Source organism: Roseobacter sinensis (assembly GCF_025755255.1).
In the GTDB taxonomy this organism is placed as follows: Bacteria; Pseudomonadota; Alphaproteobacteria; order Rhodobacterales; family Rhodobacteraceae; genus Roseobacter; species Roseobacter sinensis.
This window is the reverse complement of record NZ_JALIEB010000004.1, coordinates 245,437-271,656: the sequence shown is the minus strand read 5'-3', so window position 1 is coordinate 271,656 and position 26,220 is coordinate 245,437. Positions and strand designations below refer to the sequence as shown.

Annotated in this window: 26 protein-coding genes; 13 read left to right on the top strand and 13 right to left on the bottom strand. The window is 63.8% G+C overall.

The window, feature by feature from the left end; translation table 11 throughout:
* Window positions 1–98 precede the first annotated feature (98 nt).
* From MUB52_RS08655 to MUB52_RS08630, 6 genes are all read left to right on the top strand, one after another.
* Window positions 99–584, top strand: a complete 486-nt coding sequence (locus tag MUB52_RS08655; protein ID WP_263843808.1) for an Hsp20/alpha crystallin family protein — start codon at window positions 99–101, stop codon at window positions 582–584.
* Between the two features lie 54 nt (window positions 585–638).
* Window positions 639–1,478 carry a universal stress protein gene (locus tag MUB52_RS08650; RefSeq protein WP_263843807.1) on the top strand — a complete coding sequence of 280 codons (840 nt, stop codon included), beginning with the start codon at window positions 639–641 and terminating at the stop codon, window positions 1,476–1,478.
* 147 nt (window positions 1,479–1,625) lie between these two features.
* Entirely contained in the window at window positions 1,626–3,071 is a 1,446-nt protein-coding gene (locus MUB52_RS08645) for a YfcC family protein (protein WP_263843806.1), read from the top strand.
* Window positions 3,068–4,291, top strand: coding sequence for an arginine deiminase (gene arcA / locus MUB52_RS08640; RefSeq protein WP_263843805.1), 1,224 nt, complete (start codon window positions 3,068–3,070; stop codon window positions 4,289–4,291). Before MUB52_RS08645 ends, arcA begins: the two co-directional genes overlap by 4 nt.
* A 3-nt stretch (window positions 4,292–4,294) precedes the next feature.
* Window positions 4,295–5,296: an ornithine carbamoyltransferase gene (gene argF, locus MUB52_RS08635; protein ID WP_263843804.1), complete on the top strand. Its 1,002-nt coding sequence runs from the start codon at window positions 4,295–4,297 to the stop codon at window positions 5,294–5,296.
* Window positions 5,297–6,211, top strand: coding sequence for a carbamate kinase (locus tag MUB52_RS08630; RefSeq protein ID WP_263843803.1), 915 nt, complete (start codon window positions 5,297–5,299; stop codon window positions 6,209–6,211).
* Here MUB52_RS08630 and MUB52_RS08625 read toward each other — a convergent pair.
* The 3 genes from MUB52_RS08625 to MUB52_RS08615 are packed head-to-tail and all read right to left on the bottom strand — an operon-like array spanning window position 6,182 to window position 8,144.
* Window positions 6,182–6,904, bottom strand: a complete 723-nt coding sequence (locus MUB52_RS08625) for a DUF5765 domain-containing protein (RefSeq protein ID WP_263843802.1) — start codon at window positions 6,902–6,904, stop codon at window positions 6,182–6,184. The two genes, MUB52_RS08630 and MUB52_RS08625, sit on opposite strands and share 30 nt — an antisense overlap.
* 3 nt (window positions 6,905–6,907) lie before the next feature.
* Entirely contained in the window at window positions 6,908–7,207 is a 300-nt protein-coding gene (locus MUB52_RS08620; RefSeq protein ID WP_263843801.1) for a chaperone modulator CbpM, read from the bottom strand.
* A gap of 4 nt (window positions 7,208–7,211) precedes the next feature.
* Window positions 7,212–8,144, bottom strand: coding sequence for a DnaJ C-terminal domain-containing protein (locus MUB52_RS08615; RefSeq protein ID WP_263843800.1), 933 nt, complete (start codon window positions 8,142–8,144; stop codon window positions 7,212–7,214).
* Window positions 8,145–8,298: 154 nt separating this feature from the next.
* On the opposite strand from MUB52_RS08615, the gene MUB52_RS08610 reads away from it, so the two are divergent.
* Window positions 8,299–9,144, top strand: a complete 846-nt coding sequence (locus tag MUB52_RS08610) for a universal stress protein (RefSeq protein ID WP_263843799.1) — start codon at window positions 8,299–8,301, stop codon at window positions 9,142–9,144.
* A gap of 203 nt (window positions 9,145–9,347) precedes the next feature.
* On the top strand, window positions 9,348–10,658 hold the full coding sequence (locus MUB52_RS08605) for a ferredoxin reductase family protein (RefSeq protein WP_263843798.1): 1,311 nt from the start codon (window positions 9,348–9,350) through the stop codon (window positions 10,656–10,658).
* Between the two features lie 133 nt (window positions 10,659–10,791).
* On the opposite strand, the gene MUB52_RS08600 is transcribed toward MUB52_RS08605, so the two are convergent.
* Window positions 10,792–11,676 (bottom strand): MBL fold metallo-hydrolase, encoded by an 885-nt coding sequence (locus tag MUB52_RS08600; protein WP_263843797.1) that lies wholly within the window; start codon window positions 11,674–11,676, stop codon window positions 10,792–10,794.
* A gap of 280 nt (window positions 11,677–11,956) precedes the next feature.
* Here MUB52_RS08600 and MUB52_RS08595 point away from each other — a divergent pair, with 280 nt between their 5' ends.
* The 5 genes from MUB52_RS08595 to MUB52_RS08575 all read left to right on the top strand — a co-directional run bounded on the left by MUB52_RS08595 (window position 11,957) and on the right by MUB52_RS08575 (window position 18,167).
* Entirely contained in the window at window positions 11,957–12,952 is a 996-nt protein-coding gene (locus tag MUB52_RS08595) for an HlyD family secretion protein (protein WP_263843796.1), read from the top strand.
* Complete coding sequence (gene rbbA / locus MUB52_RS08590; protein WP_263843795.1) at window positions 12,949–15,645, top strand: ribosome-associated ATPase/putative transporter RbbA; 2,697 nt, start codon at window positions 12,949–12,951, stop codon at window positions 15,643–15,645. The genes MUB52_RS08595 and rbbA overlap by 4 nt, the downstream gene beginning before the upstream one ends.
* Window positions 15,642–16,763, top strand: coding sequence for an ABC transporter permease (locus MUB52_RS08585; protein WP_263843794.1), 1,122 nt, complete (start codon window positions 15,642–15,644; stop codon window positions 16,761–16,763). The genes rbbA and MUB52_RS08585 overlap by 4 nt, the downstream gene beginning before the upstream one ends.
* A 485-nt stretch (window positions 16,764–17,248) precedes the next feature.
* Complete coding sequence (locus tag MUB52_RS08580) at window positions 17,249–17,725, top strand: histidine phosphatase family protein (protein ID WP_263843793.1); 477 nt, start codon at window positions 17,249–17,251, stop codon at window positions 17,723–17,725.
* A gap of 202 nt (window positions 17,726–17,927) precedes the next feature.
* Window positions 17,928–18,167: a hypothetical protein gene (locus MUB52_RS08575; RefSeq protein ID WP_263843792.1), complete on the top strand. Its 240-nt coding sequence runs from the start codon at window positions 17,928–17,930 to the stop codon at window positions 18,165–18,167.
* A gap of 91 nt (window positions 18,168–18,258) precedes the next feature.
* Here the strand turns inward: MUB52_RS08575 and MUB52_RS08570 are convergent, their stop codons facing one another.
* The 9 genes from MUB52_RS08570 to MUB52_RS08530 all read right to left on the bottom strand — a co-directional run bounded on the left by MUB52_RS08570 (window position 18,259) and on the right by MUB52_RS08530 (window position 26,214).
* Window positions 18,259–18,522, bottom strand: coding sequence for a hypothetical protein (locus tag MUB52_RS08570; RefSeq protein WP_263843791.1), 264 nt, complete (start codon window positions 18,520–18,522; stop codon window positions 18,259–18,261).
* Between the two features lie 196 nt (window positions 18,523–18,718).
* A complete protein-coding gene (locus tag MUB52_RS08565; RefSeq protein WP_263843790.1) occupies window positions 18,719–19,708 on the bottom strand; it encodes an ABC transporter substrate-binding protein in 990 nt (329 codons plus the stop codon).
* 22 nt (window positions 19,709–19,730) lie between these two features.
* Entirely contained in the window at window positions 19,731–20,573 is an 843-nt protein-coding gene (locus tag MUB52_RS08560; RefSeq protein ID WP_263843789.1) for an ABC transporter permease, read from the bottom strand.
* Window positions 20,570–21,430 carry an ABC transporter permease gene (locus tag MUB52_RS08555; RefSeq protein ID WP_263843788.1) on the bottom strand — a complete coding sequence of 287 codons (861 nt, stop codon included), beginning with the start codon at window positions 21,428–21,430 and terminating at the stop codon, window positions 20,570–20,572. Before MUB52_RS08555 ends, MUB52_RS08560 begins: the two co-directional genes overlap by 4 nt.
* Window positions 21,431–21,714: 284 nt before the next feature.
* Complete coding sequence (locus MUB52_RS08550; protein WP_263843787.1) at window positions 21,715–22,488, bottom strand: ABC transporter ATP-binding protein; 774 nt, start codon at window positions 22,486–22,488, stop codon at window positions 21,715–21,717.
* 2 nt (window positions 22,489–22,490) lie between these two features.
* On the bottom strand, window positions 22,491–23,096 hold the full coding sequence (locus MUB52_RS08545) for a lysozyme inhibitor LprI family protein (RefSeq protein WP_263843786.1): 606 nt from the start codon (window positions 23,094–23,096) through the stop codon (window positions 22,491–22,493).
* A gap of 3 nt (window positions 23,097–23,099) precedes the next feature.
* Complete coding sequence (hydA, locus tag MUB52_RS08540; protein ID WP_263843785.1) at window positions 23,100–24,560, bottom strand: dihydropyrimidinase; 1,461 nt, start codon at window positions 24,558–24,560, stop codon at window positions 23,100–23,102.
* Window positions 24,561–24,643: 83 nt separating this feature from the next.
* Window positions 24,644–24,967, bottom strand: coding sequence for a hypothetical protein (locus MUB52_RS08535; RefSeq protein ID WP_263843784.1), 324 nt, complete (start codon window positions 24,965–24,967; stop codon window positions 24,644–24,646).
* Window positions 24,964–26,214, bottom strand: a complete 1,251-nt coding sequence (locus MUB52_RS08530; protein WP_263843783.1) for a Zn-dependent hydrolase — start codon at window positions 26,212–26,214, stop codon at window positions 24,964–24,966. The genes MUB52_RS08535 and MUB52_RS08530 overlap by 4 nt, the downstream gene beginning before the upstream one ends.
* Between the last annotated feature and the right edge of the window lie 6 nt (window positions 26,215–26,220).

Below are 26,220 nucleotides of genomic sequence, written 5' to 3'. Positions count from 1 at the left end.
CGGACGATTGATCCCGATCAATCGCAACGCGCCGCAATTCGCTAGGAAGACGACAGCACGCACGCCGTGCCCAGCATTCCAGAAAGAGGAGAGATATCATGTCACGACAGTCGTTGCCGGGCTTGCCGCCAGAGTCCGACACATCGCCATTTTTTCCCTCGTTTCAACGGGAGATAAATCGCCTGATCGACCAGTTTCGAGCGGGCTTTCCCGGACCCGAAACCGCCGACTCCATGGCCTTCGGCACCGCCATGTTCCCAGCGATCGATGTGGTGGAACGCGAGGATGCGGTTGAGATCAGCGCCGAGGTGCCCGGCGTGCGCGAAGAGGACCTCGACGCGTTCATCTCGGGCGATGTGCTGACCCTGAAGGGGAAGAAAAGCTCGGAGCACAAGGACGAAAAAGAGGGCTATCACCGGATCGAGCGTCAATACGGCAGTTTCCGCCGTCAGATCCCCTTGGGCTTCCATCCGGACGACGAGGCCGTTGAGGCCAGTTTCAGCGATGGCGTGCTGAAGCTGCGGATTGCCAAACCGGCCGCGGCGAAATCCGGCATTCGGAAGATCGACATCAGCAAGAGCTGATCCCGCCGTCGGGTGCGATCCGCGCCCGGCGTCACCTCCAGAAGGAAAAGACCCATGCGCCTGAAAACACTGCTCGTCTGCCTCACGACGCCCGCCCACGCCGAGACCCTGATGAAGGTTGCGGTTCCGCTCGCGCGCAAGCATGGCGCTCATCTGACCGCGCTTCATACCATCGAGGCGCTGGTGGTTTACCCCGGGATCGCCATGCACATTCCGGACGTCGCCTTCGAGGCCTTCAACGAAAGCCAGCGGAAGGAGGCGGCCGACATCAAGGCGGTGTTCGGCAAGCATACCGAAAACGAGGATTTTCCCAGCGCGTTCCGGCTCGTCCGGACTGAAGCCGTCTCGGCCGCCGAGCGGATGATCGAGAGCGCCCGGGCCGCGGATCTGGTGATCATGTCGCATGAAGACCGCGCGGTCGACCGCTACGACCAACGCAACGCACAGGCGCAGGTCATCCGCGACAGCGGCCGCCCCGTGATCGTCGTTCCGCTGGACTATGACGGGCCGGAGATCGGCCGGAACATTCTGGTTGGATGGAGCGACACGCGCGAGGCGGCGCGGGCATCGCATGACCTTCTGAGCATCGCCGACAGCGGGGCCGCCATCACCGTGCTGCGGGTCGGCGAGCCGCCGAAGGACGCGCTGACGGATTCCGATGGCCTCGATGTCGTGGAAATGTACGCCCGTCACGGTCTGAAGGCGACGCTGACACATCAGCCCTTGCGCGGCAGCAGCATCGCCGAGACGCTCAACAGCGTTGCTTTCGAGAAGGGCGCGGACCTGATCGTCACGGGGGCCTTCGGCCACTCCAAGGCCTACGATTTTGTCATTGGTGCAACGACGCATGCGTTGCTGAGAGACGCAAAGCTGCCGGTCCTCTTCAGCAAATGATCCGCCCCGGCCCCGGCACCTGATCCACAGGGGCGTACGGATCACGCCAGCCATGGATCGGTCATCCGGGATCGACCCGCCTCACCCTGACGCGCGGTGGCTCATTCACCCTTCCGCGCGGCTCAAGCCACACAGGAGACGCCAACCATGGACGAACCCGCCCCGTCTCAGCCCACGCCGGCCCCGGCGGCTGAGGGCCGGTTTCCCTCGGCCTACACAATCCTTTTTGCGCTGATCGTGCTGATGGCCGCGCTGACATGGCTAATCCCCGCAGGCGAATACGACCGGGCGGTCAACGCAGCACTTGGCCGGGAGGTGCCAGTGCCGGGCAGCTACCGCCCGGTCGAGGCCGCCCCCCAAAGCCCGCTTCAGGTGCTCATGGCGCCGATTGCGGGGTTCTACGATCCAAGCTCTTATGAAGCCAATGCGATCGACGTCTCGCTCTTCGTGCTGATCGTCGGCGGCTTTCTCGGGGTTGTCACCGCCACCGGCGCCATCGACACCGGCATCGCCCGCGCCATGCGCCGCCTGAAGGGGCGGGAGAAATGGATTATCCCCATCATGATGGCGCTCTTTGCCGCCGGAGGCACGACCTACGGCATGGCGGAGGAAACGCTCGCCTTCTACGTGCTGCTGATCCCGGTCCTGATCGCGGCGGGCTATGACGCGCTGACCGGCGTCGCCGTCATCATGCTGGGCGCGGGCGTTGGTGTGATCGGCTCCACCATCAACCCCTTCTCGACCGCGATCGCCTCGGATGCCGCGGGCATTGCCTTCACCGAAGGGATGGGATTGCGCTTTGCGATCCTCGGTCTCAGCTGGATCACCGCGGTTGCCTATGTCATGCGCTATGCCGAACGCGTGCGCCGCGACCCAGGCCGGTCGCTCGTCGCCGACATGAAAGAGGCAAACGAAGCGCACTTCCTTCAGGGCGCGGGCCATGCCTCCGACAGGCCGCTCACGGCACTGCAACTGCTGATCCTTGTGGTCTTTGCCGCGACCTTCGGCGTCATGGTCTGGGGTGTGGCCGCGCAAGGCTGGTGGATGGCGGAAATGTCGGCGCTCTTTCTCGGCGCTTCGATCCTGATCGGGATCCTGGCGTGGTTGGGCGAGAAGCGCTTCACCAGCGCCTTTGTCGACGGCGCGCGCGACCTTCTCGGCGTGGCACTGGTGATCGGGCTGGCGCGCGGCATCGTTATCGTCATGGATCAGGGCCGCATCACCGATACGATCCTCTTTACCTTCGAGGGCTGGATCGCGGGCATGTCCGACGTCGCCTTCGTGAACGCGCTTTTCGCGGTCGAGGCCCTGATGAGCTTTCTGGTGCCCTCGACCTCCGGCCTCGCCGTGCTCTCGATGCCGATCCTCGCCCCGCTCTCCGACTTCGCCGGTGTCGGCCGCGATCTCGCTGTCACCGCCTTCCAGACCGCCATCGGCATCACCAACCTGGTCGCGCCGACCTATGCGGTCGTTGTCGGCGGGCTCGCCATCGGGCGCGTGCCCTACAATCGCTGGCTGCGGTTCGTCTGGCCTTTGCTGGTGCTGCTGTCCTTGATCTCGATGGCGCTGCTCAGCGCCGCGGTGCTCCTGTGACCGCCCCGCTCGGTGTCCATTCCGAGGTGGGCAGGCTGCACACCGTGCTGGTCTCGCGACCGGGGCTCGCACACGAGCGGCTGACGCCTGCCACCTGCGATGCGCTGCTCTTTGACGATGTGCTCTGGGTCGACGAGGCGCGCAAGGATCACTTCGCCTTCTGCGACAAGATGCGGGATCGCGGGGTCGAGGTGCTGGATCAGCATGATCTGCTGACAGAAATACTGGATCAGCCCGATGCGCGCCGATGGCTGCTGGATCGCCGGATCACCGAAGACCACATCGGCGTCGGCATGATGGACGAGTTGCGCAGCTGGCTGGACGAGATGCAGGCGCCGGCGCTGGCCCGGCACCTGATGGGCGGCATCGCGGTGCAGGATCTGCCCTTTGCGCCGACCAGCATGTTCGGGCGCTTCCTGGGGCCGGACGGTTTCGTGCTGCCGCCGCTGCCGAACCTGCTCTTCACCCGCGACACCAGCAGCTGGATCTACGGCGGGCTGACGCTGAACCCGATGCACTGGCCGGCGCGTCAACAGGAGACGCTGATCGCCGCGGCGATCTATAAGTTCCACGCCAGATTCAAGGCCAAACCGCCTGTCTGGTGGGGCCACCCCGATCAGGATTTCGGCCCCGCGACGCTGGAGGGCGGCGACGTGATGCCCATCGGACAGGGCTGCGTTCTGATCGGCATGGGCGAGCGGACGACGCCGCAGGCGGTCGGGCAGCTTGCGGTGTCGCTCTTCCGCCATGAGGCCGCCGAACGCGTCGTCGCCTGCCAGATGCCGAGCACCCGTGCCGCGATGCATCTCGATACCGTTTTCTCCTTCTGCGATGTAGATCTGGTGACCAGCTATGCCGCCGTCGCCGACAAGATCCGATGCTTTTCGCTTCGGCCCGACGACAAGCGCGGGCTGCGGGCCGAGGAGCAGTCGAAAAGCATCTACGAAATGGTCGAAGAGGCCCTCGGCCTCAAGACGCTGCGGGTCGTCGGCACCGGCGGCGACCAGTTCGAGAAAGAGCGCGAGCAATGGGACGACGGAAACAATGTCGTCGCCCTGGAGCCGGGCGTTGTCGTCGCTTACGACCGCAACGTCCACACCAATACGCTGCTGCGCAAGGCCGGGATCGAGGTGATCACGATCCCCGGTGCCGAACTGGGCCGCGGCCGCGGCGGCGGCCATTGCATGACCTGCCCGATTTCACGTGACCCTGTGGAGTAAGACATGGCCTACAACCTCAAGAACCGCTCCTTTCTCAGCCTGCGCGATTTCACCGCCCAGGATATCCGCTTCCTGCTGAAGCTGGCGGCCGATTTGAAAGCCGCGAAATACGCAGGCACGGAGCGCCAGACGCTGAAGGGGCGGGAACTCGCCCTGATCTTCGAGAAGGATTCCACCCGCACCCGCGTGGGCTTCGAGGTGGCCGCCCATGATCAGGGCGCCCATGTCACCTATCTGGGCCCATCCGGAAGCCACATCGGCAAGAAAGAGAGCATCAAGGACACGGCGCGCGTGCTGGGCCGCATGTACGATGCCATCGAGTACCGCGGCTTTGGCCAATCGGTGGTCGAGACGCTGGCGCGCTGGTCGGGGGTGCCCGTCTACAACGGTCTGACGGACGAGTTCCACCCGACTCAGATCCTCGCCGATGTGCTGACCATGACCGAACATGTTCACAAGCCGCTGCCCGAGATCGCCTTTTGCTTTCTCGGCGATGTCGGCAACAACATGGGGGACAGCCTGCTGATCGGTGCAGCCAAGCTCGGCATGGACGTGCGGCTCTGTGGGCCCAAGTCGCTGTGGCCCGACAAATCCATCGTGGACGAGGCCCTCGCCGAAGCCAAGCGGTCCGGCGCGCGCATCCTGCTGACCGAGGATGTGCAACAAGGGGTCAACGGCTGCGATTTCCTCTATACGGATGTCTGGCTGTCGATGGGCGATCCGGAAGACGCCTGGGCCGACCGCATCAAGCTCTTGATGCCCTACCAGGTGAACGCCGAGGTGATGGCGATGACCGGCACTCCGCACAGCAAGTTTCTGCACTGCCTGCCCGCGTTCCACAACACCGAAACCGAGGTCGGTGCGCAGATCCGTGACCGTTTCGGGATCGACGCCATGGAGGTCACCGAGGAGGTCTTCGAAAGCCCGGCCTCGGTGGTCTTCGATCAGGCGGAAAACCGAATGCACACGATCAAATCCGTGCTCGTGGCAACGCTGGGGTCCTGAATGAGACTTGTCGTCGCCCTGGGCGGAAACGCCCTGTCGCTCCGCGGAGAGCCCTTCACCGCCGAAAGCCAGCGCGCCAGTATCCGCGGCGCAGCGCAGGCGCTGTCCCGGCTGCTCGACGCGGGCCATGACGTCGTGATCACCCATGGCAATGGCCCGCAGGTCGGGTATCTGGCGCTTCAGGGGGGCGGCTTCCCGCTCGACGTGCTGGGCGCCGAGACCGACGGCATGATCGGCTACGTGCTGCAGCAGGAGCTCGACAACGCGCATGTGCCGGAGCGCAACTATGCGACGCTGCTGACGCAGATCGAGGTCGATCCCGCAGACCCGGCGTTTCGGACCCCCACCAAGTTCATCGGCCCCGTCTACACCGACGCCGAGGCAACCCGGCTGAGTGCCGCGCGCGGGTGGACCATGGGCCGGGACGGGTCGCATCTGCGCCGCACCGTGCCCTCGCCGCGCCCGCAGCGCATCCTCGAACTGGAGGTGATCCGCCTTCTGCTTGACCAGGGGGTGGTGGTGATTTGTGCGGGCGGTGGCGGGATACCGGTGGTCCAGACCCCGGATGGCGCCTTGATTGGCATCGAAGCGGTGATCGACAAGGATCACGCCAGCGGGCTCCTTGCCCGCGCTTTGGGCGCTGACGGTTACCTGATGCTCACCGATGTCGAGGGCGTCTTTGCGGATTGGGGAACGCCCGATGCCCGCCTGATCCGCCACGCGACACCGGCGGAGCTGTGCGCCATGGCCTTTCCCGCCGGGTCGATGGGCCCGAAGGTCGATGCCGCCTGCGAGTTCGCCGAGGCCACCGGCGGGTTTGCTGCGATCGGGCGCCTGTCCGACACCATCGAGCTGGTTGCGGGCACCCGCGGCACCCGTGTCAGCCTAGACCGGAACACCCCACCAGCTGCGTGACGTCATGGACCGCCGCACGAGCGGGCTGAGGCTGATGCAGAGGATCGCGATCGAGAACAGGCACCAGACGGCCGGCATCTCATTAGGATTGCTGGTCAGCGCCCAGGCCAACGCCGGCCCGGCGGCCGCGTGCAGCAGCACGAAGCGCCACGCGCCGTAAAGGAGCGGCAACAGGAAGACGGTCGCCATATAGCTCGGAAACCCCGATTGTGAGCCGACCATCCCATCCACGGGCACCATCAGACCGTTGTAGGGAATGTGCCATGCGATGTGCCAGTTTCCCGAGGCAGTGCAATAGCTCTGCCCACACAGCGGAGTCCCGGGAATACACGCCCCGAGCGCGGGCCAGGGTATGATCTGGGCCAGCATCACCGCTGACGAAAGAGCACAGAGCCCGAAGACCCACACCCGGACCCGCTGCTTCACCGGCGCCGGCACAAGCTCCATCGCGAAGGCATTTATGAAGAGCGGTTGAAACACGATGTGGAGATAGGAGAGCAGGGTGACCGCCTGGTTCTGCGCCGTCCCGCAGCGGTCCACGACCATATAGCCGGCCACCTGCAGCGCCTCCATGACGGTGAAATAGCCCAGCGTCGCCCAGATTGCAGTGGGCTGTCCCTGTCGGTGCGCAACGCCGGTGGCGGCGGCACCCGCGACGACCATGGCCGCCGAGGCCTCCAGACTCCAGCACATCGCTCAGTTGGCCTCGTATTGGTAGAGACGGCGCAAGGCCGCGTCCCGCTCTTCCAGCAGGTCCAGAACAAGTGCGACGCCGGCCACGTTGATCCCCAGATCACGCCGCAACCGGCTGGCCTTCTTGGCGCGCACGATACTCTTGCCCTGAAAATGCCAGGTCTCGGCGGTCGAGCCGCGCGGCTCCAACACGCCATGCTCCACCAGGTCGATCACCCAGGCCTGATCCACCTGGCAGAACCGGCACAGATCGGGCAGCGTGAGCGTGTCCAACACCATGGTGCGGCGCGTGGTCTTCTTCATGATCCTATCCTCCCAAGCGGGCGCGCGGATCAAATGGCAGATCCCGCGCCATCTGTTCAAAAAAGGCTCTTGCCTCGGGCGTGCTGGCATCCGGATTGACGATCTTCAGCGTGGCGTAGATGTCGCCTGCGGGACGACCGGGCAGCCCCTTCCCCTTGAGCCGCAGTTTCTGCCCGGTCCGGGCGTTCTTCGGGATGCGCAGATCGACCTTCCCGGCTGGCGTCGGCAGGATGACCTGCGTGCCGAGCGCCGCCTCCCACGGGGCAACCGGCAGATCCATGAAGAGATCCGCCCCATCCACGCGGTAGACGGGATGCGGTGCGAAGGTCACCTCGAGAAAGAGATCGCCCGCCGCCCGCTGCCCTGGTGCCGGAGCCCCCTGACCCGGCAGACGAATGTGCTGGCCGGGGGCCACGCCTTTCGGGATGCGCACCGCAATCGACCTCTCCTGCACCTCGATGGACCCCTCCGGCCCAACGACGGGCGTGCGAAGTGTGAGCATCTTCTCCACCCCGCGATAGGCGTCCTCAAGCGCGATCTCGATGCGCGCATGGCTGTCCGCTCCGGCAACGCCCCGCATATCGTCGCCTGGGTCCGTCGACCGCCTGAAGAGGGCCTCGAAAAAGTCGCTGAAGGCTTCGTGTTCGCCCGGACCGCCGCCTGAGAAGGAAAAGCTGCCCGACCAATCGGGCGGGGGCTGATAGCGCGCGCCATCCTGCGGCGGCGCTCGGCCAAGCTCGTCGTAAGCGGCGCGGCGCTCCGGGTCGCCAAGAACCTCATAGGCTTCGTTGACCTCCTTGAAACGGGCTTCGGCCTCTGCACCAGGGTTGATATCGGGGTGGTACTTGCGCGCCGCCTTCCGGAAGGCCGTTTTGATGTCGGCGGGCGCGGCGTCCCGCTCGACGCCGAGTATCTTGTAATAGTCCTGAAACTTCATCTGCCATCGCCCTAGAAGCCGATCCACCGACAACCTGCCACGGCGTGCGATGCTGGCGCTTGATCTTTGTCAGTCCTGCGGCTCCGAGGCCTGCCACACTGCCCAACGCCGATTGTGACGCCATGCGGCACGCAACGCCGAAAAGGAGACCGATATGACCCGCCGGACCACACTTCTGGTATTGAACGCCGAAACTCCGGACGGGGTGATCTCGGAGGCAGCCGAGATCGCCGCAGCGCATCAGAACCGCCTGACCTGCCTGCTGATCGGCCCGGCGCCCGCCTTGCCGATGTATGCCTACGGGGTTCCGCCCTACGGCAGCATGAGCATCCCCGACAACTGGAGCGAGCTCGTTGTCGAAGCGCAGCAGGCGCAAAGCAACCGGGTTGACGAGATCGAAGCGCTGCTTGCCAAGAGCGGCGCCGCCGGCGACGTCCGCCCGGTGATGTGTGCCACGGCCGATGTCCGGCAGTGGGTTTCGCGATCTGCTTGCGTGAGCGACGAGGCCTTCATTGCCCCGAGCTTGCGCGACGCGCCCGAGATCTTTCGCGAGGTGGCCTATGGTGTGCTCTTCCAGTCCCCGATCGGGCTGCGGGCCAACGGCTCCACCGCGCCAGAGGCCGAGAGGGTCTTCATTGCCTGGAACACCAGCCAGGAGGCCGCGAGCGCGGTTCATGCGGCCCTGCCGTACCTGCGCGCCGCGAAAGAGGTCGTGGTGGGCTGCATCGACCCGGTGATGACACAGCAGGACGACGGGCAGGACCCGGGCACGGATGTTGCGGCCTGGCTGAGCCATCACGGGTGCACAGTGACCGTCTCGCAATATCCAAGTGGCGGGCGTGATGTTGCTGCATGTATTCTGGACCGCGCACAGGAGATCGGCGCCGATCTGGTGGTGATGGGCGCCTATGGCCATGCCCGGATGGTTCAGGCCGTCTTTGGTGGCACGACGCGCTCCATGCTGGAGCAGACCGACATGCCGGTGTTTCTCGCGCACTGACGATGCGCCTGATGGTCCGTTTTATGTCCCGCGGCCCAGCCGGACTCGGCACTGGCCAGCAGCCTTCGCGATCCGACGGTGGCAAAGATGGCTGACCACGCAACCCTTAGAACTGCTGCCCGAGCGTTGTATCGGCTCAGCCGCACTCGTCCGTGCATCGGCCCGGGTGCAGTCTGATGCCGGGCCGGCGGCGGACATTGCGGATGGGCCTCATCCTCGTCTATCTCGGTCTTGTCGGGTCGCCGCTCGCGCTCTCCTGGACCTCCGACATGCCACCCCGTGCCTTTCGGAACGAGCTTGCCTCAGGCCTCGGCCTTGCCGCCTTTGCGATGATCCTCGCGGAGTTCGTCCTCTCCGGCCGGTTCCGAACGGTCTCGGCCAGTTTGGGGCTGGACCGGACGATCCGGTTTCACCAGCTCATGGCGCGCACCGCCCTGGCCTTCGCCCTGCTCCACCCGTTTGTCTACAAATGGCTTCCAGGCCCCCAGAGACCGTGGGATCCGACGCGCCAGCTGACGCTGACCGGGGATTTTACAGCACTGGTCACGGGCATCCTCGCCTTCGTGCTGCTGCCTGCCTTCGTCTTGGCGTCGATCAAACATGACGCCCTCGGCTACAAATACGAACGGTGGCGGCTTTTGCACGGCTTTGGCGCTTTGCTGATTGCGGGGCTTTTGCTGCATCACGCCTTGAGCGCGGGCCGCTACGGGGCCGATCCCCGGATGATCTGGATGTGGAGCATCATGACCGCCGTCGCGGTCTTCTCGCTGGTCTTTGTCTACTGTCTCAAGCCGGCATATCAGCTCGGCCACCGCTGGCGCGTCTCCGAGATTACACCGCTTGCGCCCCAGCAATGGGGCGTCACGATCAGCCCTGACGGTCACGGCGGTCTGCGCTACAAGGCGGGGCAATTCGTCTGGCTGAACATCGGACACACACCGTTTTCGCTCTTTGAGAACCCGTTTTCCATCAGCTCGGCGCCCAGTGCCGGGCGGGACATGAGCTTTGTCATCAAGGAGCGTGGCGACTTCACCTCTCACCTCGGCCGGATCAGCGTCGGCGACCAGGCACATCTCGACGGCCCGCATGGCACGATGACGGTCGAGGAGCGGCCGGAGCCCGGAATTGCTCTGATCGCCGGAGGTGTCGGCATCGCGCCGCTCCTCAGCATACTGCGCGAGGCCGTGCTGACCGACGATCCGCGCGAGACGGTCCTTCTCTACGGCAATCGCACCCGAGACCAGATTGTCTTCGAGGGTGAAATCGCCGCACTCGCCACCGCCGAACGCCGCCGGGTGATCCACGTATTGGAGAAGCCCGATGACGGATGGACCGGGCAGCGGGGCCGGATTGACCTCGACCTCCTGGAGCGCGTTTTCAGCGCCGCGCAGCGCGCTTCGTGGCTCTTCGTGCTCTGCGGACCGCCGGCCATGATGAACAGCGTCGAAGAGGCGCTCATGGCGCGTGGCGTGTCTGCGGACCGGATCCTGTCGGAGAGGTTCCAATATGACTAGATGGTTCTGGCGCCAACCGCAGGAGACGCGCATCCGCTGGACGGTGCGCATGGTCAATACCGTGCTGGCGATTGCGCTGGTCGCCTTCGCGCTGCGGTGACAGGCGGTCCGCGATTGGCTTCGCCCTGCCGCGCTAAAGCACGTTGACGGGCACCTTCAGCATCGGCGTGCCGTCCTTGGTTTTTGGCACCTTGCCGGCTCGCATGTTGACCTGGAGCGACGGCAGGATCAGCTTCGGCATATCCAGCAAGGCATCCCGCGCCTCGCGGAACGCTATGAACTCCTCGCGCGTCTTGCCTTGACCCACGTGGATGTTCTCGGCCTTTTCCTCCGCCACCGATGTTTCCCACATGATGTCGCGGCCCCCAGGGGCGTAGTCGTGACACATGAAGAGCCGCATCTCATCCGGCAGCGCCAGAACCTTCTGGATCGAATCGTAGAGCTGCCCCGCATCGCCGCCGGGAAAATCCGCGCGTGCCGATCCGCCATCGGGCATGAACAGGGTGTCGCCCACAAACGCCGCACTGCCGAAGACATGCACCATGCAAGCCGGCGTGTGACCGGGCGTGTGCATTGCAAACCCCGTCATCTTGCCGACCTTATAGGTATCGCCATCCTTGAACAGCCGATCGAACTGCGAGCCGTCACGCTGAAACTCCGTGCCTTCGTTGAAGACCCTGCCGAAGGTCTCCTGCACGACGATGATCTGGTCGCCGATCCCGATCTTGCCACCGAGTTCCGACTGGATGTAGGGCGCGGCCGACAGGTGATCGGCATGCACATGCGTCTCGATCAGCCACTCCAGCTCGAGGTTGAATTTCCTGATGTAGGCGATGATCTCGTCGGCGTGGTCATAAGTGATCCGTCCGGCGGCATAGTCGATGTCCATCACCGGGTCGATGACCGCGCAGCTATGCGAGCCTGGGTCCATGACCACGTGGCTGATCGTATTGGTTTGCGGATCAAAGAAGGACTCGACCTCGGGATGAACCTCCATGTCGACCGGATAGCGCGCCATCAGTCTCTCCATTTCCAAGCTGAACCCAAATCTGTGACAAGGGTTACACTGCATCACCGCCCCGCTCGGGCGTTGAGAAATATCAAGACCTCGGGCGGATGTGCCCCGGTCGCCTGCCCGCCAGATCACGGCGATGTGGCGCCTCAAAAACAGGCGTTTTGACAGGTGCCGTTGCGGAAAGCAGGGCGGTTGTGGCCACGAAATTGATCAAACGCAAGGCGGGCCCGCAGGCGTGCCGTTAGGTGCAGGATCGAAGCACGGAACAACTGGCGTTCAGATCATGAAAAAGACCATATCCATCATTCTCGTCGCAACGGCTCTGCTGCTGGCCGGCGTCGCGGCGTATCAGTACATCTCGGGCAACGGCGACGGCCTGCCCGCCGGTTTCGTTCAGGGCAACGGCCGGATCGAGGCCGAGGAGGTCGAGATCGCCCCGACGATTGCCGGGCGGGTCGAGAAGGTGCTGGTCGCCGAAGGGAGCCTGGTCGCGCCCGGCGATGTTCTGGTCGAGATGGACACCGACGAGCTCTCGGCGGCGCTGGATCGCGCCAAGGCCGAGGTGGCACTGGCGCACCAGACAAAGGCCGAAGCGGAGGCTGTTGTGGTGCAGCGTCAGAGCGAGAAGCACCGCGCGGCGCAGGAATTCGAGCGCGCGCGGTCGCTGTTGGCCAGCGAGAACATCCCCGAAAGCCTCTTCGAAGAGCGCGAAACCGAGCATCAGGTCGCCGAGGCGGTGCTTGGGGCGGCGATGGCCCGGGTGGCCACGGCGGAGAGCCAGATCGCCGCCGCCGAGGCCGAGGTGCGCCGGATCGCCGCACAGATCGAGGACAGCACGCTCTTTGCCCCGATGCAGGGGCGTGTCCTCTACCGGCTGGCCGAGCCCGGCGAGGTCGTGGGCTCAGGCGCGCCGATCATGACCATCCTCAGCCTCGAGAACATCTATATGGAGGTCTTCCTGCCCGCCCGCGAAGCCGGGCTTCTGCCGATCGGCGCGGAGGCGCGCATCGTGCTCGACGCCCTGCCCGACTTCGCCATCCCGGCAACCGTCACCTTTGTCTCCCCCGAGGCGCAGTTCACGCCCAAACAGGTCGAAACCCTCAGCGAGCGCGAACAGCTGGTCTTTCGTGTCCGCGTCCGCATCCCCGAGGATCTGGTGGCTGGCCGGATCGAACATGTGAAAACCGGCCTGCGCGGTATCTCCGTGATCCGGCTCGATGCCGCTGCCGCATGGCCCGAGGCACTGGAGCGGCGGATCCCGCCCGAGCTCTTCGAATGAGCGCCGAGACCCATGCGCCGGCGATCCGGGTCGCGGGCGTCACGCACAGGTACCGCAAGATCGCCGCGCTGGAGGATATCTCCCTCGACGTGCCCGCCGGCCAGCTGACCGGGTTCATCGGGCCGGATGGGGTCGGCAAATCGACGCTTCTGGGCCTGATCACGGGGGCCAAGAAGATGCAGGCCGGGACCATCGAGGTGCTGGGCGGGTCCATCGCCGACCCCAGGCACCGGCGCCGCATCTGCCCCGCCATCGCCTTCATGCCGCAGGGGCTCGGGCGCAACCTCTATGCCGAGCTCTCGGTGCGGGAGAACCTAGAATTCTTCGCCCGCCTGTTCGGACAGGGCGCAGAGGAGCGCGAAATCCGCATTGCGGCGCTGCTGTCGGCCACGGGGCTTGCGCCCTTTGCCGACCGGCTGATGGGCAAGCTCTCAGGCGGCATGAAGCAGAAACTCGGGCTCTGCTGCGCGCTCATCCACGACCCCAAGCTGCTGGTTCTGGACGAGCCGACCACCGGGGTCGACCCGCTCTCGCGGCGGCAGTTCTGGGCCCTGATCGCGGCGATCCGGGCGGACAACCCGGCACTCACGGTGCTTGTCTCAACCGCCTATATGGACGAGGCCCAGAGCTTCGATCACATCGTCGCCATGGACGCCGGGCGCGTGCTCTTCGAGGGGACGCCGGATGCCTTGAAAGGCGATGCCAGAGACCTTGAGGCGGCCTACCGGCAGCTCCAGACCCGGGGGCGGCCGTCAGAGACCGCAGACCAGCGCCCAACCCGGATCGTCGATCCCGACCCGGTGATCATTGCACGTGGTCTGACCCGAAAGTTCGGCGATTTCACAGCCGTCGACAGTGTCGATTTCTCCATCAACCGCGGCGAGATCTTCGGGTTTCTGGGCTCGAACGGCTGCGGCAAATCCACCACGATGAAGATCCTGACCGGCCTGCTGCCGGCCAGCTCGGGTGAGGCGCGGCTCTTCGGCAAGCCGGTGGATGCCCGCGACCGCGCCATGCACCGCGAGATCGGTTACATGAGCCAGGCCTTCTCGCTCTACGGAGAATTGACCGTCGAGCAGAACCTGCAACTCCATGCCCGTATCTTCACCATCCCCGACAAGGCGGCGCGGATCGCGGCGCTGACCGAGCGTTTCGGGCTGACGGCTCACCGCCACACCCTTGCGAGCGCCCTGCCGCTGGGGATCAAACAGCGCCTCTCTCTGGCCGTTGCGGTGATCCACCGGCCGCGGATCCTGATCCTCGACGAGCCGACCTCCGGGGTGGATCCCGAGGCGCGCGATGCGTTCTGGGTGCTGCTCGAAGAGCTCGCGCGCGATGATGGGGTGACGATCTTCGTCTCGACCCATTTCATGAGCGAGGCCGAGCGCTGCGACCGCGTGTCCTTCATGCATGCGGGCCGGGTGCTTGCCGAAGGGACACCCGATGCGCTGATTGCGGCAGAAAGCGCGGACAGCCTCGAAAGCGCCTTCATCGCCATTCTGGAACGGGCCGAGCCACCGACCCGGGCGCTGGCACCCCAGGTTGATAGCCTGCCCGTCGAAGCGGCGGGGTCGGGCGGAATCGGACGTGCCCTGGCCTATGCGCGGCGCGAGGCGGTCGAGGTGCTACGCGACCGGGTGCGCCTCGCCTTTGCGTTTCTCGGATCGGCCATTCTGATGCTGGTCTTCTGCTTTGGCATCACGCTGGACATCGAAGATCTCGACTTCGCGGTGCTCGATCTGTCGCAAAGTCCAGAGAGCCGCGCCTACATCGCCGAGATCGCCGGGTCCCGGTATTTCAACCCGACCCCACCGCTGAGCAGCGCCGCAGATGGATACAGGCGGCTGACCGCGGGGGAGGTCTCGCTCGTCGTCGAGCTGCCGCCCGACTTCGGGCGCAAGCTGCGCGCGGGCGAGCGCACCGAGGTGCTGGCGACCGTCGATGGCGCGATTCCGTTCAAGGGCGAAACCGTCGAGGGCTATGTCGCGGGCCTGCATCAGAGTTTTCTGGCCACCGAAGCCCGTGCCAACGGGACCGAGCAGGTCGAGATCGCCCGGATCGAGCCGCGGTTCCGCTACAACCAGAGCTTTGAAAGCATCGCCGCCATGGCCCCGGCGATGCCCGCGATCCTGCTGATCATGCTGCCTGCGGTGCTGATGGCCGTCAGTGTCGCCCGCGAAAAGGAGCTGGGCTCGGTGACGAATTTCTACGTCACCCCGACCACGCGGCTTGAGTTCCTGGTTGGCAAGCAGATCCCCTACATCGTCATCGCCTTTGCGAATTTCCTGTTGCTGGCCGCGATGACCGTCGTGGTCTTCGATGTGCCGCTGAAGGGAAATCCGCTGCCGCTCGCGCTCGGGGCCCTGCTCTATGTGTGGGCCACGACCTCCTACGGGCTGCTGATCGCCACGATGACGTCGAACCAGGTGGCGGCCACCTTCGCCACCGCTATCGCCTCTGTGGTCCCGACAATCCAGTTTTCGGGTCTCTTGCAGCCGGTCTCGACGCTGGAGGGCGGAGCGCAAACCATCGGCGCGCTCTGGCCCTCGTCCTACTTCCTGCACCTCAACGTCGGTGTCTTCACCAAGGGCCTGGGGTGGGAGGCACTTGGGCCCGACATCCTTGCGCTGGCATGCTTCGGGCCGGTTCTGACCGCTATCGCCGCGCTGTCGCTGCGGGCTCAGGAGGCATGATGCAGCGGCTCTCGAGCATCTTCTGGCTGGGGTTGAAGGAAATGATCAGCCTGCGCCGCGACTGGGTGATGATGGCGCTCTTGGTCTGGTCCTTCACGCTCGCCCCGGTGATGGAGGCGACCGGGGTTGCGACCTCGGTCAACAATGCCTCCATCGCCTTTGCGGATGAGGACAACTCGCCTTTGTCGCGCGCGCTTGCGGCCTCCTTCTTTCCGCCGGAGTTTCAACCGGTCGTGCAGATCGCACCCGGGTCCGGCCCGGCGCATATGGACGCGGGCCGGTTTCTCTTCGTGGTTGCCGTGCCACCCGGGTTCGAGCGCGATGTTCGGGCGGGGCGCGTGCCCGAGATACAGGTTCTGATCGATGCCACCGCGATGGAACAGGCCGGGATCGGGGCCAACTACATCACCAGTATCCTCAGCGCCGAGATCCAGCGCTTCGCGATCGGGACCGATCTTGTGGAGGAGCCGCCTCTTGTCCTGACCATCCGCAGCGGCTTCAACCCCAACCGCGACACGGTGCGCTTTGCCGGCATCGTTGCGCTGATCGGGCAGATCATGTGGCTGACCACCATCCTGACCGGCGCCGCGATGATCCGGGAGCGCGAGCACGGCACGATCGAGCACCTGCTGGCCATGCCGCTCGCCCCTTTCGACATTGCGGCGGCCAAGATATGGGCGAATGCTGCCGTGGTGCTGGTGGCGGCGGGTCTGTCGCTCGTCTTCGTGATGCAGGGGTGGCTGGGGGTCACGATTGCGGGATCCACCGGGCTGTTTCTGTTCGGAACGGCGCTCTTTCTCTTTACCGCCACGGCCATGGGCGTGTTTCTCGCGACCATCGCGCGGTCCATGGCGCAGTTTGCGCTGCTGGTCATGTTGATCATCCTGCCGATGCTGATGCTCTCGGGCGGGGAAACGCCCGTCGAGGGCCAACCGGCCTGGCTGCAAACGGCCACGCTGCTGCTGCCGTCACGGCACTACATGTCCGCAAGCCAGGCCATCTCCTTCAAGGGAGCGGGCCTCGACGTGGTCTGGCCGGAGTTTTTGTGGATGACAGGGCTCGGCGCCGTACTTCTGATCACGAGCCTGCTGCTGTTTCGAAGATCGGTTGCGAAATAGAGGGCTTGCGCGGATGGGGCCGTCTCAGGTGAGGACATGGCCTGCAAAAAAAAGGCGGGCCGGTGAAACACCGACCCGCCAGAGGGAGAGGGAGACGCAGGGGGAGAGGCTGCGCTCCCTTGGGTCAGAGAGCAGCCCAGTCGGTGAAACGCCAAGTAGTGGGGCATTTCGGGCCGGGACGACGGCTGACTGGGCTGCGCTCCGTTGCACGCCAGGAAGAGGTGCGCGGAACCGGGGAGACACCCGGGGAAATGTCCCGGTGGTCGTCATAAAATGTTGGTACTCTGGTCACAATCATTACTCCACTTCCGAGGAGGTTACATCACCCCGGCTCACGTCCCCATCTAGCGGCATTTTCAACGCCCGGTATGTGATCCCGTTCACACTGGTTCGAAGTTTTTTCAGAATTCTTAACTTTTTTCTGGCGGCATCGGATCGCGGCGCGAGAGGGTGGTGAGACCTCTGGCTGTCAGGAGATCCGTGGGATGCGTCGTCGTCATGCTGTGCTTGGACTTCTTGCCGTTGCCGCCTGTGCGCCGGCCGGGATTCCTCCCGGGGCAAAGACGACCGTCATCCTGGTGCGCCATGCGGATCGGGCGGGAGAGATCCTGAACGCACAGGGCAAAGCGCGGGCAGCGAACCTCTCTGAGGCGCTCGTCGACTATGAAATCGATGCGATCTACAGCCCCGACATCCTGCGCAATCTGCAGACGGCCGAACCGCTGTCGCAGGCGCGTGGCCTCCCCGTCTCCGTGATCGCCAAGGAGCGGGCCGGGGCGCAGATGTCGCGTGCTCACCCCAACGGCACGGTCATCTGGATCGGCAACAAGGGCAATCTGCGCACGATCTGGGAGGAGTTGGGCGCACCCGGCGCGGCACCGCAGGAATATGGCGAGATCGGCATCGTCACGCTGGGACCGACCGGTCCGCCGGAGGTCGCACGGCGTGTGGTTCTGCCCTGACAGCGCACCGGTTTGACGACCGCTTGTGCGGGGTAACCTCGCGCAGGTCCGCGCCAAAGCGCACAAGTTTATTCAAATTCTATGAAAATTCAGGTGCCGGTTCACAGAAACCGCGCCGCCCCGCCTCAATTTCGTCCAGCCGTTAACATTTGGTCAACGCACTCTCTGGTAGCGTTCCGAAGGAGGAGACGAAATGGCAATTATGTCTGCCCTGGTCGGAGGCGTCGGCGGTTTCATCACGTTCGTGACCGCGATGATCTTTTTCAATGTCGGCTTTCTCACCGCCCTGGGGCTCTATGCCCTTGTTGGGTTGGGATTGACCGGCTTGTTGATCACAGCAGGGCTGACGATACGCCATCTGAGCGCGCAGAGCGTCTCGAGCACATCTCCAAGACATTACGGACGGCCGGCACGGCAAACGCTGGCCAAGCGAAGCGGCTGAGCCCTCCTCCCAAGAGCGTCGGCGTACAATAATGAACTCGCGCACGATCAACGTGTGCGCCACCAAAGCGATTTTGGATGAGGGCTGGGATCTAGAGCAGCACCCGCCAGACAAGCAGGCTCGGCACCAGGAAGGCGAAACCGATACAGAACAGTTTCGCCCAATGGCTGATCTTGCCAAATGTGCCGGTCCCAAGCGCGCCTTCGCCATATCCCAGAAAGCTTGCCATCACGGCATATCCGCGCGCTTCCTGCCGGATACTCTGCGACTCGATCGCTGACAGCGCCCGCGCATTGACCTCGGACTGACGTTCGCGCTCGCTCAACTGATGCTCCAGATTTTCCATATTGCTCATATGACACGGTACTCCCTTAGCTTGGGGCTGCACATGGGGCCGTCGCGAAAAAAATCCACCCTGCCACACGGAAAAAGGCCGGTCTGGGACCGGCCTTTTGTCACATCTGTGGAAACCCGCCGAGACTCGGCGGGTTTGCTCCGCCCTGCATCTGCGCGAGGGGGTCTGAAGCAACCACCGCGACGAGCGGGCCGGCTCAGTTCAGCGCGGCATCCGTGATCTCATGTGTCCAGGCCCCTTCGGGTTCCTTGGTGATCACCGGATCGGACCCGCCGGAGAGCAAAGAGGCCACCGTCCGCTCGTAATCCGCGGGATCGAGCGCCCCGTTGCTGCCTGCCGTCAGCTTGGCGATTTCGCCCATCATCCGCTTCTGATGCGCTTCGGTCTGCGCGCCGGTCGCGTCATTGTCGAGCACGATCTCCGCAGCCTCATCCGGATTCTCCTCCGCATACTTCCAACCCTTCATCGACGCCCGCACAAAGCGCACCATCTTGTCCTTGAAGGCCGGGTCTTCGAGGTTCTCTTCCAGCACGTAAAGCCCGTCTTCCAGCGTCGCAACGCCTTGATCTTCATACTTGAAGACCGTCAGATCGTCTGGCGTGAGGCCGGCGTCGATCACCTGCCAATACTCGTTGTAGGTCATGGTCGACACACAGGCCGCCTGCCCCTGCAACAGCGGGTCGACGTTGAATCCCTGCTTCAGCACGGTCACGCCAGTATCGGAGCCATCGGTGGGAATGTCGAGCTTGCTCATCCAGCTGAGAAACGGGAACTCATTGCCAAAGAACCACACGCCGAGCGTCTTGCCAGCAAAGTCCTCGGTGCTGGTCACACCGGCATCCTTGCGGCACGTCAGCATCATGCCCGAGGATTTGAAGGGCTGGGCGATGTTGACCATGCTCAACCCCTTCTCACGCGCCGCCAGCGCCGCCGGCATCCACTCCACGGTCACATCCGCGCCGCCACCGGCCAGCACCTGCGTGGGCGCAATATCAGGCCCGCCGGGGTTGATGGTCACATCGAGGTCTTCCTCCTCGTAGAACCCCTTGTCGAGCGCCACGTAATAGCCCGCGAACTGGGCCTGGGTGACCCACTTGAGTTGTAGCGTCACCTCGTCCGCCGCCTGTGCCGCGACGCTCCAGACGCCCAAAGCCGCGCCTGCGGCCAATGTGTTGATCAGTTTCATCATACTCTCCTTGTTTGGTTTTTTATGTGTGTCGTTGGGACGGGTGCCAGAAGGTCACCGCCCGTTCGACCAGCGCCACGATCCCGTAAAACGCCGATCCCACAACCGCTGCAACAACAATCTCCGCCCAGACCAGATCTAGCGCAAGCTGTCCCACGGACGTGGAAATCCGAAAGCCCATCCCGCGGATGGGAGAGCCGAAAAACTCGGCAACGATCGCCCCGATGAGGGCCAATGTACTCGCAATCTTCAACCCGTTGAAGATAAACGGCATCGCCGCGGGCAGCCGCAGTTTCAGCAGCGTCGCCCAGTATCCGGCCGCATAGGTGCGCATGAGGTCGCGCTGCATGGCCGAGCTATCGGCGAGCCCCTGCACCGTGTTCACCAGCATCGGGAAGAACACCATCACAACGACCACTGCCGCCTTCGACTGCCAGTCAAAGCCGAACCACATCACCAGGATCGGCGCCATGCCGATCACCGGCAGCGCAGCCACGAAGTTGCCCACCGGCAAGAGCCCCCGGCGCAGAAAATCGAAGCGGTCCACGAGGATCGCGATCAGGAAGGCCGAGCCACAGCCCAGCACATAGCCGCTCAGCGCGCCCTTGATCACGGTCTGCACAAAGTCCTCCCAGAGGATATCCGTCGAGGCGGCAAACCGCGCCGAGATCATTGAGGGCGCGGGCAGCAGCACCGGGCTGATCTCCAGCCCGCGCACCAGCCCTTCCCAGATCGCGATCAGCGTGATCCCAAAGATCAGCGGCACCGCAAGCCGGGTGAAACCTGTCCGGGGTCGCGCTGCCAGCCGCGTGTTGACCCACCACCCCAGCGCCCATGCGCCAAATGCAAAGACCAGCCAGATCATGCCATGCCCATCCGCTTGAGCGTGATCCGCTGCATCAGCCCAATGAGCGCCACCAGCGCGGCCGCCAGCACCGCCGCCATGATCAGAGCCGACCAGATCTGGATCGTCTGCCCATAGTAGCTTCCCGCCAAAAGCCGCGCGCCCAGCCCCGCGACGGCGCCGGTCGGCAGTTCCCCCACAATCGCCCCCACCAGCGAGGCCGCCATCCCGATCTTCAGCGACGTGAAAAGATAAGGCATCGACGACGGCAGGCGTAGCCGCCAGAACATCTGGGACGGCGATGCGTTCCACGTCCGCATCTGATCCAGCTGCATCGCATCGGGGCTGCGCAGCCCTTTCACCATGCCCACAACGACCGGGAAAAACGACAGATACATCGATATCATTGCCTTCGGCAGCAGCCCCGAAATGCCCACCGCATTCAGCACCACGATGATCATCGGCGCAATCGCGAGGATCGGGATGGTCTGGCTGGCGATCACCCAGGGCATCACCGACATGTCCATCGTCCGGTTGTAGACAATCCCCACCGCCAGCGCGATCCCGAGCCCCGTCCCCAGCGCAAAGCCTAGCAAGGTCGCACTCAGGGTGATCCAAGAGTGATAGATCAGCGACCGCTTCGAGCTGATCTTCTTCTCCACGGTCGTGTCCCAGATCTCCGCGCCCACCTGGTGCGGCGCGGGCAACTTCGGCTTGTCCTGGCTCCAGGTGTCCGCCACCAACATGACAAAACCCAACTCCTCGCCCGTCCGGCTTGCCTTGTCATAGGCCCAGGCCGCATTCAGCCAGATCGCCGCCAGATACCAGATCACAAAAATCCCAGCGACCACGGTGAGAACAGGGAGCACACTACGCATCTGTTCTCTCTCGCCGCCAAAGCCCGAGGGCCGCCGAGAGGGCCACTACGAACACCAGAGCCATCATCCACATGGTTCCGACCGCATCGGGGCACTGGTTCGCCGGCATCTCCCGACAGTCCAGGTTCCGATAATCGCTCGACGCGGCGACGAAGACGAACGCGGCCAACAAAGCCACAACGGCAAACATCAAAGAGACTGACCGCGTGATCACCTGCGCCCCGCCCTGCTTCACCCGTCGACAAATACTCCCCCCGGAGGGCCGCTCGCCACCTGCTCGTACCTCAGTCATCCAGATGCCCCGCGCGCAGCCCTTCGCGGACCCGATGCGCCACCTCCAGAAACTCGGGGCTATCGCGAATGTCCAAGGGCCGCTCCGTCGGCAGCGGGCTCTCGATCACATCCGTAATCCGCCCCGGCCGCGGCGACATCACAACGATTTTCGTACTCAGATAGACCGCCTCGGGGATCGAGTGCGTCACAAAGGCAATCGTCTTCTCCGTCCGGCGCCACAACTGCAACAACTGCTCATTCAGATGATCCCGCACGATCTCATCCAGCGCCCCGAACGGCTCATCCATCAGAAGGATATCTGCATCAAAGGCCAGCGCCCGCGCAATCGACGCCCGCTGTTGCATCCCGCCCGAGAGCTGCCAGGGATACTTCTTCTCAAACGCCGACAGCTCCACCAATTCCAGCACCCGCGCGACCCGCTCCTGCTGTTCCGCCTTGGAGTACCCCATGATCTCCAACGGCAAACGGATGTTCCCGCCAATCGTCCGCCACGGATAAAGCCCCGCCGCCTGAAACACATAGCCATAGGCCCGCGCCTTCCGCGCCTCTTCCGGGCTCACCCCGTTCACGCTGATCTCGCCGCCGGTGGGATGCTCCAGATCCGCCATACAGCGCAGAAAGGTCGTCTTCCCACAGCCCGATGGCCCGATGAAGCTGACAAACTCCCCCTTGCCGATGTCGAGGCTCACGTCTTTCAAGGCCTGCACCGGCCCGTCTTTCGTCTGGAATGTCAGATTGAGATTTCGAGCACCGATGACGTTCATCTTTAGAGCAGCAACTCCTGAAGGTGCCGCAATTCCTTCAAACGCGACATGGTCGATTGCTCTAGCGAAGAGTTGAATATCATTGGCTCCATACTTCCGCCTTCGGCAGTGAACAGAGCCTCCGCCCTGGCATCTTTGAAAATAAACTCCTTCCAAGCTTTTTGCGCTTCGACCAGCGCGTCCTTTGCTGCTGCACTTACATCGCTCGACTCTTTCAGGCTTTCCATCCGCATCGACAGCAATTTATCAGCCGCTTCATATCTCGCCAACGCAACTGCCGTCATTTCCGCTTGCGTGGAAGCGTTGCTTTCCAATCTCTCTGCTTCGACTTCAACAAATGACAATCGGTCTGCTTCTTGATTGTCATTTAGGCGACTTACGAAGTCGCCGGAGTTCTCAGTAATGTGTCTTGCCAGATCGGGACTTTTGCCAATCTTCCTTAGCTTATCTCGTACTTCCAGTTCCTCCAAATTCGCCCTTTTGTTGGATTCTTTTTGCAAAGAGGGAATAATTCTCGCCAGAAGAGCTTCGCTTTGGGGAAGGAACACTTTTCTAGCGATATCGGCGGCGATACCGCCTAAAAAACTGAGGATATACCCTCCGATCATACATCAAATCCCCGCCGGAATATTCATCGGATCACGCTCGATCATCTTCGGAGCCGTCAGCGCCTTCCACTTGCTGAGCGCCTTATGCGCACTCGGGAACGCCGGGCGCGGAATGAACCGCCCGCGCCCCGGGTTCGGCTGCGAATTCTGCCCCCAGGCCCAGATCACCTCGCCCCGGTTCAGCGTATAACGGCTCTGCGCCGTGACCTCGAAACCTTCGAAGACGTTGTAGTCCAGCACCGAATGGTGGTTCGACGGCGAGATCGTCTTGGTGATCTTCGGGTCCCAGACCACGATATCCGCATCCGCCCCTTCGACAATCGCGCCCTTGCGCGGATAGATATTCAGGATCTTCGCCACATTGGTCGAGGTGCAGGCCACGAACTCATTGGGCGTCAGACGCCCGGTCTCCACCCCTTCGGTCCAGAGCACGGCCAGCCGCTCCTCCAGCCCGTTCGAGCCATTCGGGATGATCCGGAAATCATTGCGCCCGGCCCGCTTCTGCTCGGTGTTGAAGGCCGCGTGATCCGTCGCCACGACCTGCAGCGACCCCGCCTGCAACCCAGCCCAGAGGCTGTCCTGATGGTCCTTGCTGCGAAACGGCGGCGACATCACCCGCCGCGCCGCATGATCCCAGTCGGTGTTGAAATACTCAGACTCATCCAGCGTCAGGAATTGGATCAGCGGTTCGCCATAAACCCGCATCCCCTTCTGCCGCGCCCGCCGGATCGCCTCATGCGCCTGCTCGCAGGACACATGCACAATATACAATGGCACATTCGCCGCATCGGCAATCATGATCGCGCGGTTCGCGGCCTCGCCCTCCACCTCGGGAGGCCGCGAATAGGCATGCCCTTCCGGTCCCGTGATGCCTTCGTTGAAATATTTCTCCTGCAGGGCCGCCACCACATCGCCGTTCTCCGCATGCACCATCGGCAGCGCGCCCAACTCCGCACAGCGCTGGAAGGAGGCGAACATCTCGTCGTCCTCCACCATCAGCGCGCCCTTATAGGCCATGAAATGCTTGAAGGAGTTCACGCCCATCTCCACCGCGTCCTTCATCTCGTTGAAAACGCTCTCGTTCCAGCCCGTAATGGCCATGTGATAGCCCACGTCCGAGCAGATCTGCGGCGCCGACTTGCGGTGCCATTCATTGATCGCATTCTTGATCGAGCCATCCGCGCCGGGCAGGCAGAAATCCACGACCATCGTGGTGCCACCCACCGCCGCCGCCCAGGTGCCCGACTCGAAGGTCTCGGCGGCCGTCGTCCCCATGAAGGGCATCTCCAGATGGGTATGCGGATCAATCCCGCCGGGGATCACATAGGCCCCTTCCGCATCGATGTATTCATCCCCCGAAAGGTCCTCGCCAATCTGCTTGATCGTCTCGCCTTCGATCAGCACGTCCGCTGTCCACGTCCGGTCCGCTGTGCAGACCTGACCGCCCTTGATCACCTTGGTCATCTCATCTCTCCCATCTCACCGGCCTTGCTTCTTCTGGCCATAAATATCCCGGGTGAGGCCGCAGGCCGAGGGCAGAGCCCTTATCAGACCGAGCCGAAACACCCCAGCGCGGACCCATGCACGCCGATGTCCAAAGGCCCGAAATCACTCTCGACGCAGAGCGAGAAATATCCCGCAACCGGCATGTACATCACCCGATAGTCGCCATCGCCCCGCGTCACGCTCCAGCAGTCCTGCGCGATCCCGCCGGAGAAATTCACCCTGATCTTCCGCGGGGGGCAGAGAACCTCTCGCATCGCTTCCGCCGTCTTGCGCAGATCCATATCTATGCCCTGCATGGCCTCGTCCAACTCGGCCTCAACCAACGCCGAGACCCGCTCCGCAAGGGTCAGGTCGAGCTTGATCACCCGACAATCTCCGCAGTCTCGACCACCGCATGCAGCAGCACATCGGCGCCTGCCATGGCCCACTCCTTGGAGATTTCCTCCGCCTCGTTGTGGCTCAGCCCGTCGACGCAGGGGCACATCACCATCGCCGTGGGTGCCACCCGGTTGATCCAGCAGGCGTCATGGCCCGCGCCGGAGATCAGGTTCATATGGCTGTATCCAAGCCGCTCAGCTGCATCGCGCACGGCTCGGACACAGCCTTCGTCAAAGGCCACCGGATCGAAGCCGCCCACCTTCTCGAAGGAGATCTCCAGTCCCATCTCAGCGGCGATCCTCTTGCCTTCGAGGCGCAACCGCGTCTCCATATCCTCGATCACCGAAAGCTCTGGCGAGCGGAAATCAACCGTGAAGACGACCTTACCCGGGATCACGTTGCGTGAGTTTGGATAGACGTCGATATGTCCCGCGGCGCCCACCGCATGGGGCTTGTGGCTCCAGGCGATCTCGTCGACCTTCTCGAGCACCCGCGCCATGCCGAGGCCTGCGTTGCGGCGCATCGGCATGGGCGTCGAACCGGTGTGGCTGTCCTTGCCGAGGATGGTCACTTCCGTCCAGCTCAGCCCCTGGCCGTGGGTGACCACCCCGATATCCTTGCCTTCGGCTTCGAGAATGGGCCCTTGTTCGATATGCAGCTCGAAAAAGGCGTGCATCTTGCGCGCGCCCACCGCTTCGTCGCCGCGCCACCCGATGCGCTGCAACTCGTCACCGAAGGTCTTGCCCTCCGCATCGACCCGCGCATAAGCCCAATCCTGCGTATGAACTCCCGCGAATACCCCCGACGACAGCATTGCCGGCGCGTACCGCGTGCCCTCTTCATTGGTGAAATTCGTCACCACAATCGGGTGCTTGGTCTTCACATTGAGATCGTTCAGCGTGCGCAGGATCTCCAGCCCGCCGAGCACGCCCAGCACCCCGTCATATTTGCCACCCGTTGGCTGGGTATCGAGATGTGAGCCCACGTAAACGGGAAGCGCATCCGGGTCCGTCCCCTCACGGCGCGCGAACATATTCCCCATCTGATCGAGCCCCATCTCGCAGCCCGCCGCCTCGCACCAGGTCTGGAAGAGCGCGCGGCCCTCCGCGTCCTCATCCGTCAGCGTCTGGCGGTTGTTGCCCCCCGCCACACCCGGGCCGATCTTCGCCATCTCCATCAGGCTGTCCCAGAGCCGGTCGGGGTTGATCTTCAGGTTCTGTCCGGGCGCGGGCATTGCTGG

Coding starts and splice junctions, on each gene's coding strand:
- MUB52_RS08620 (WP_263843801.1), bottom strand. CDS start 7,207: ATGAAGAAGACCACGCGCCGCACCATGGTGTTGGACACGCTCACGCTG.
- MUB52_RS08625 (WP_263843802.1), bottom strand. CDS start 6,904: ATGTGCTGGAGTCTGGAGGCCTCGGCGGCCATGGTCGTCGCGGGTGCC.
- MUB52_RS08580 (WP_263843793.1), top strand. CDS start 17,249: ATGCGTCGTCGTCATGCTGTGCTTGGACTTCTTGCCGTTGCCGCCTGT.
- MUB52_RS08650 (WP_263843807.1), top strand. CDS start 639: ATGCGCCTGAAAACACTGCTCGTCTGCCTCACGACGCCCGCCCACGCC.
- MUB52_RS08595 (WP_263843796.1), top strand. CDS start 11,957: ATGAAAAAGACCATATCCATCATTCTCGTCGCAACGGCTCTGCTGCTG.
- MUB52_RS08610 (WP_263843799.1), top strand. CDS start 8,299: ATGACCCGCCGGACCACACTTCTGGTATTGAACGCCGAAACTCCGGAC.
- MUB52_RS08655 (WP_263843808.1), top strand. CDS start 99: ATGTCACGACAGTCGTTGCCGGGCTTGCCGCCAGAGTCCGACACATCG.
- MUB52_RS08645 (WP_263843806.1), top strand. CDS start 1,626: ATGGACGAACCCGCCCCGTCTCAGCCCACGCCGGCCCCGGCGGCTGAG.
- MUB52_RS08555 (WP_263843788.1), bottom strand. CDS start 21,430: ATGCGTAGTGTGCTCCCTGTTCTCACCGTGGTCGCTGGGATTTTTGTG.
- MUB52_RS08600 (WP_263843797.1), bottom strand. CDS start 11,676: ATGGCGCGCTATCCGGTCGACATGGAGGTTCATCCCGAGGTCGAGTCC.
- MUB52_RS08630 (WP_263843803.1), top strand. CDS start 5,297: ATGAGACTTGTCGTCGCCCTGGGCGGAAACGCCCTGTCGCTCCGCGGA.
- MUB52_RS08560 (WP_263843789.1), bottom strand. CDS start 20,573: ATGATCTGGCTGGTCTTTGCATTTGGCGCATGGGCGCTGGGGTGGTGG.
- MUB52_RS08585 (WP_263843794.1), top strand. CDS start 15,642: ATGATGCAGCGGCTCTCGAGCATCTTCTGGCTGGGGTTGAAGGAAATG.
- hydA (WP_263843785.1), bottom strand. CDS start 24,560: ATGACCAAGGTGATCAAGGGCGGTCAGGTCTGCACAGCGGACCGGACG.
- argF (WP_263843804.1), top strand. CDS start 4,295: ATGGCCTACAACCTCAAGAACCGCTCCTTTCTCAGCCTGCGCGATTTC.
- MUB52_RS08575 (WP_263843792.1), top strand. CDS start 17,928: ATGTCTGCCCTGGTCGGAGGCGTCGGCGGTTTCATCACGTTCGTGACC.
- MUB52_RS08615 (WP_263843800.1), bottom strand. CDS start 8,144: ATGAAGTTTCAGGACTATTACAAGATACTCGGCGTCGAGCGGGACGCC.
- MUB52_RS08530 (WP_263843783.1), bottom strand. CDS start 26,214: ATGCCCGCGCCCGGACAGAACCTGAAGATCAACCCCGACCGGCTCTGG.
- MUB52_RS08550 (WP_263843787.1), bottom strand. CDS start 22,488: ATGAACGTCATCGGTGCTCGAAATCTCAATCTGACATTCCAGACGAAA.
- MUB52_RS08605 (WP_263843798.1), top strand. CDS start 9,348: ATGGGCCTCATCCTCGTCTATCTCGGTCTTGTCGGGTCGCCGCTCGCG.
- rbbA (WP_263843795.1), top strand. CDS start 12,949: ATGAGCGCCGAGACCCATGCGCCGGCGATCCGGGTCGCGGGCGTCACG.
- MUB52_RS08570 (WP_263843791.1), bottom strand. CDS start 18,522: ATGAGCAATATGGAAAATCTGGAGCATCAGTTGAGCGAGCGCGAACGT.
- MUB52_RS08565 (WP_263843790.1), bottom strand. CDS start 19,708: ATGAAACTGATCAACACATTGGCCGCAGGCGCGGCTTTGGGCGTCTGG.
- MUB52_RS08545 (WP_263843786.1), bottom strand. CDS start 23,096: ATGATCGGAGGGTATATCCTCAGTTTTTTAGGCGGTATCGCCGCCGAT.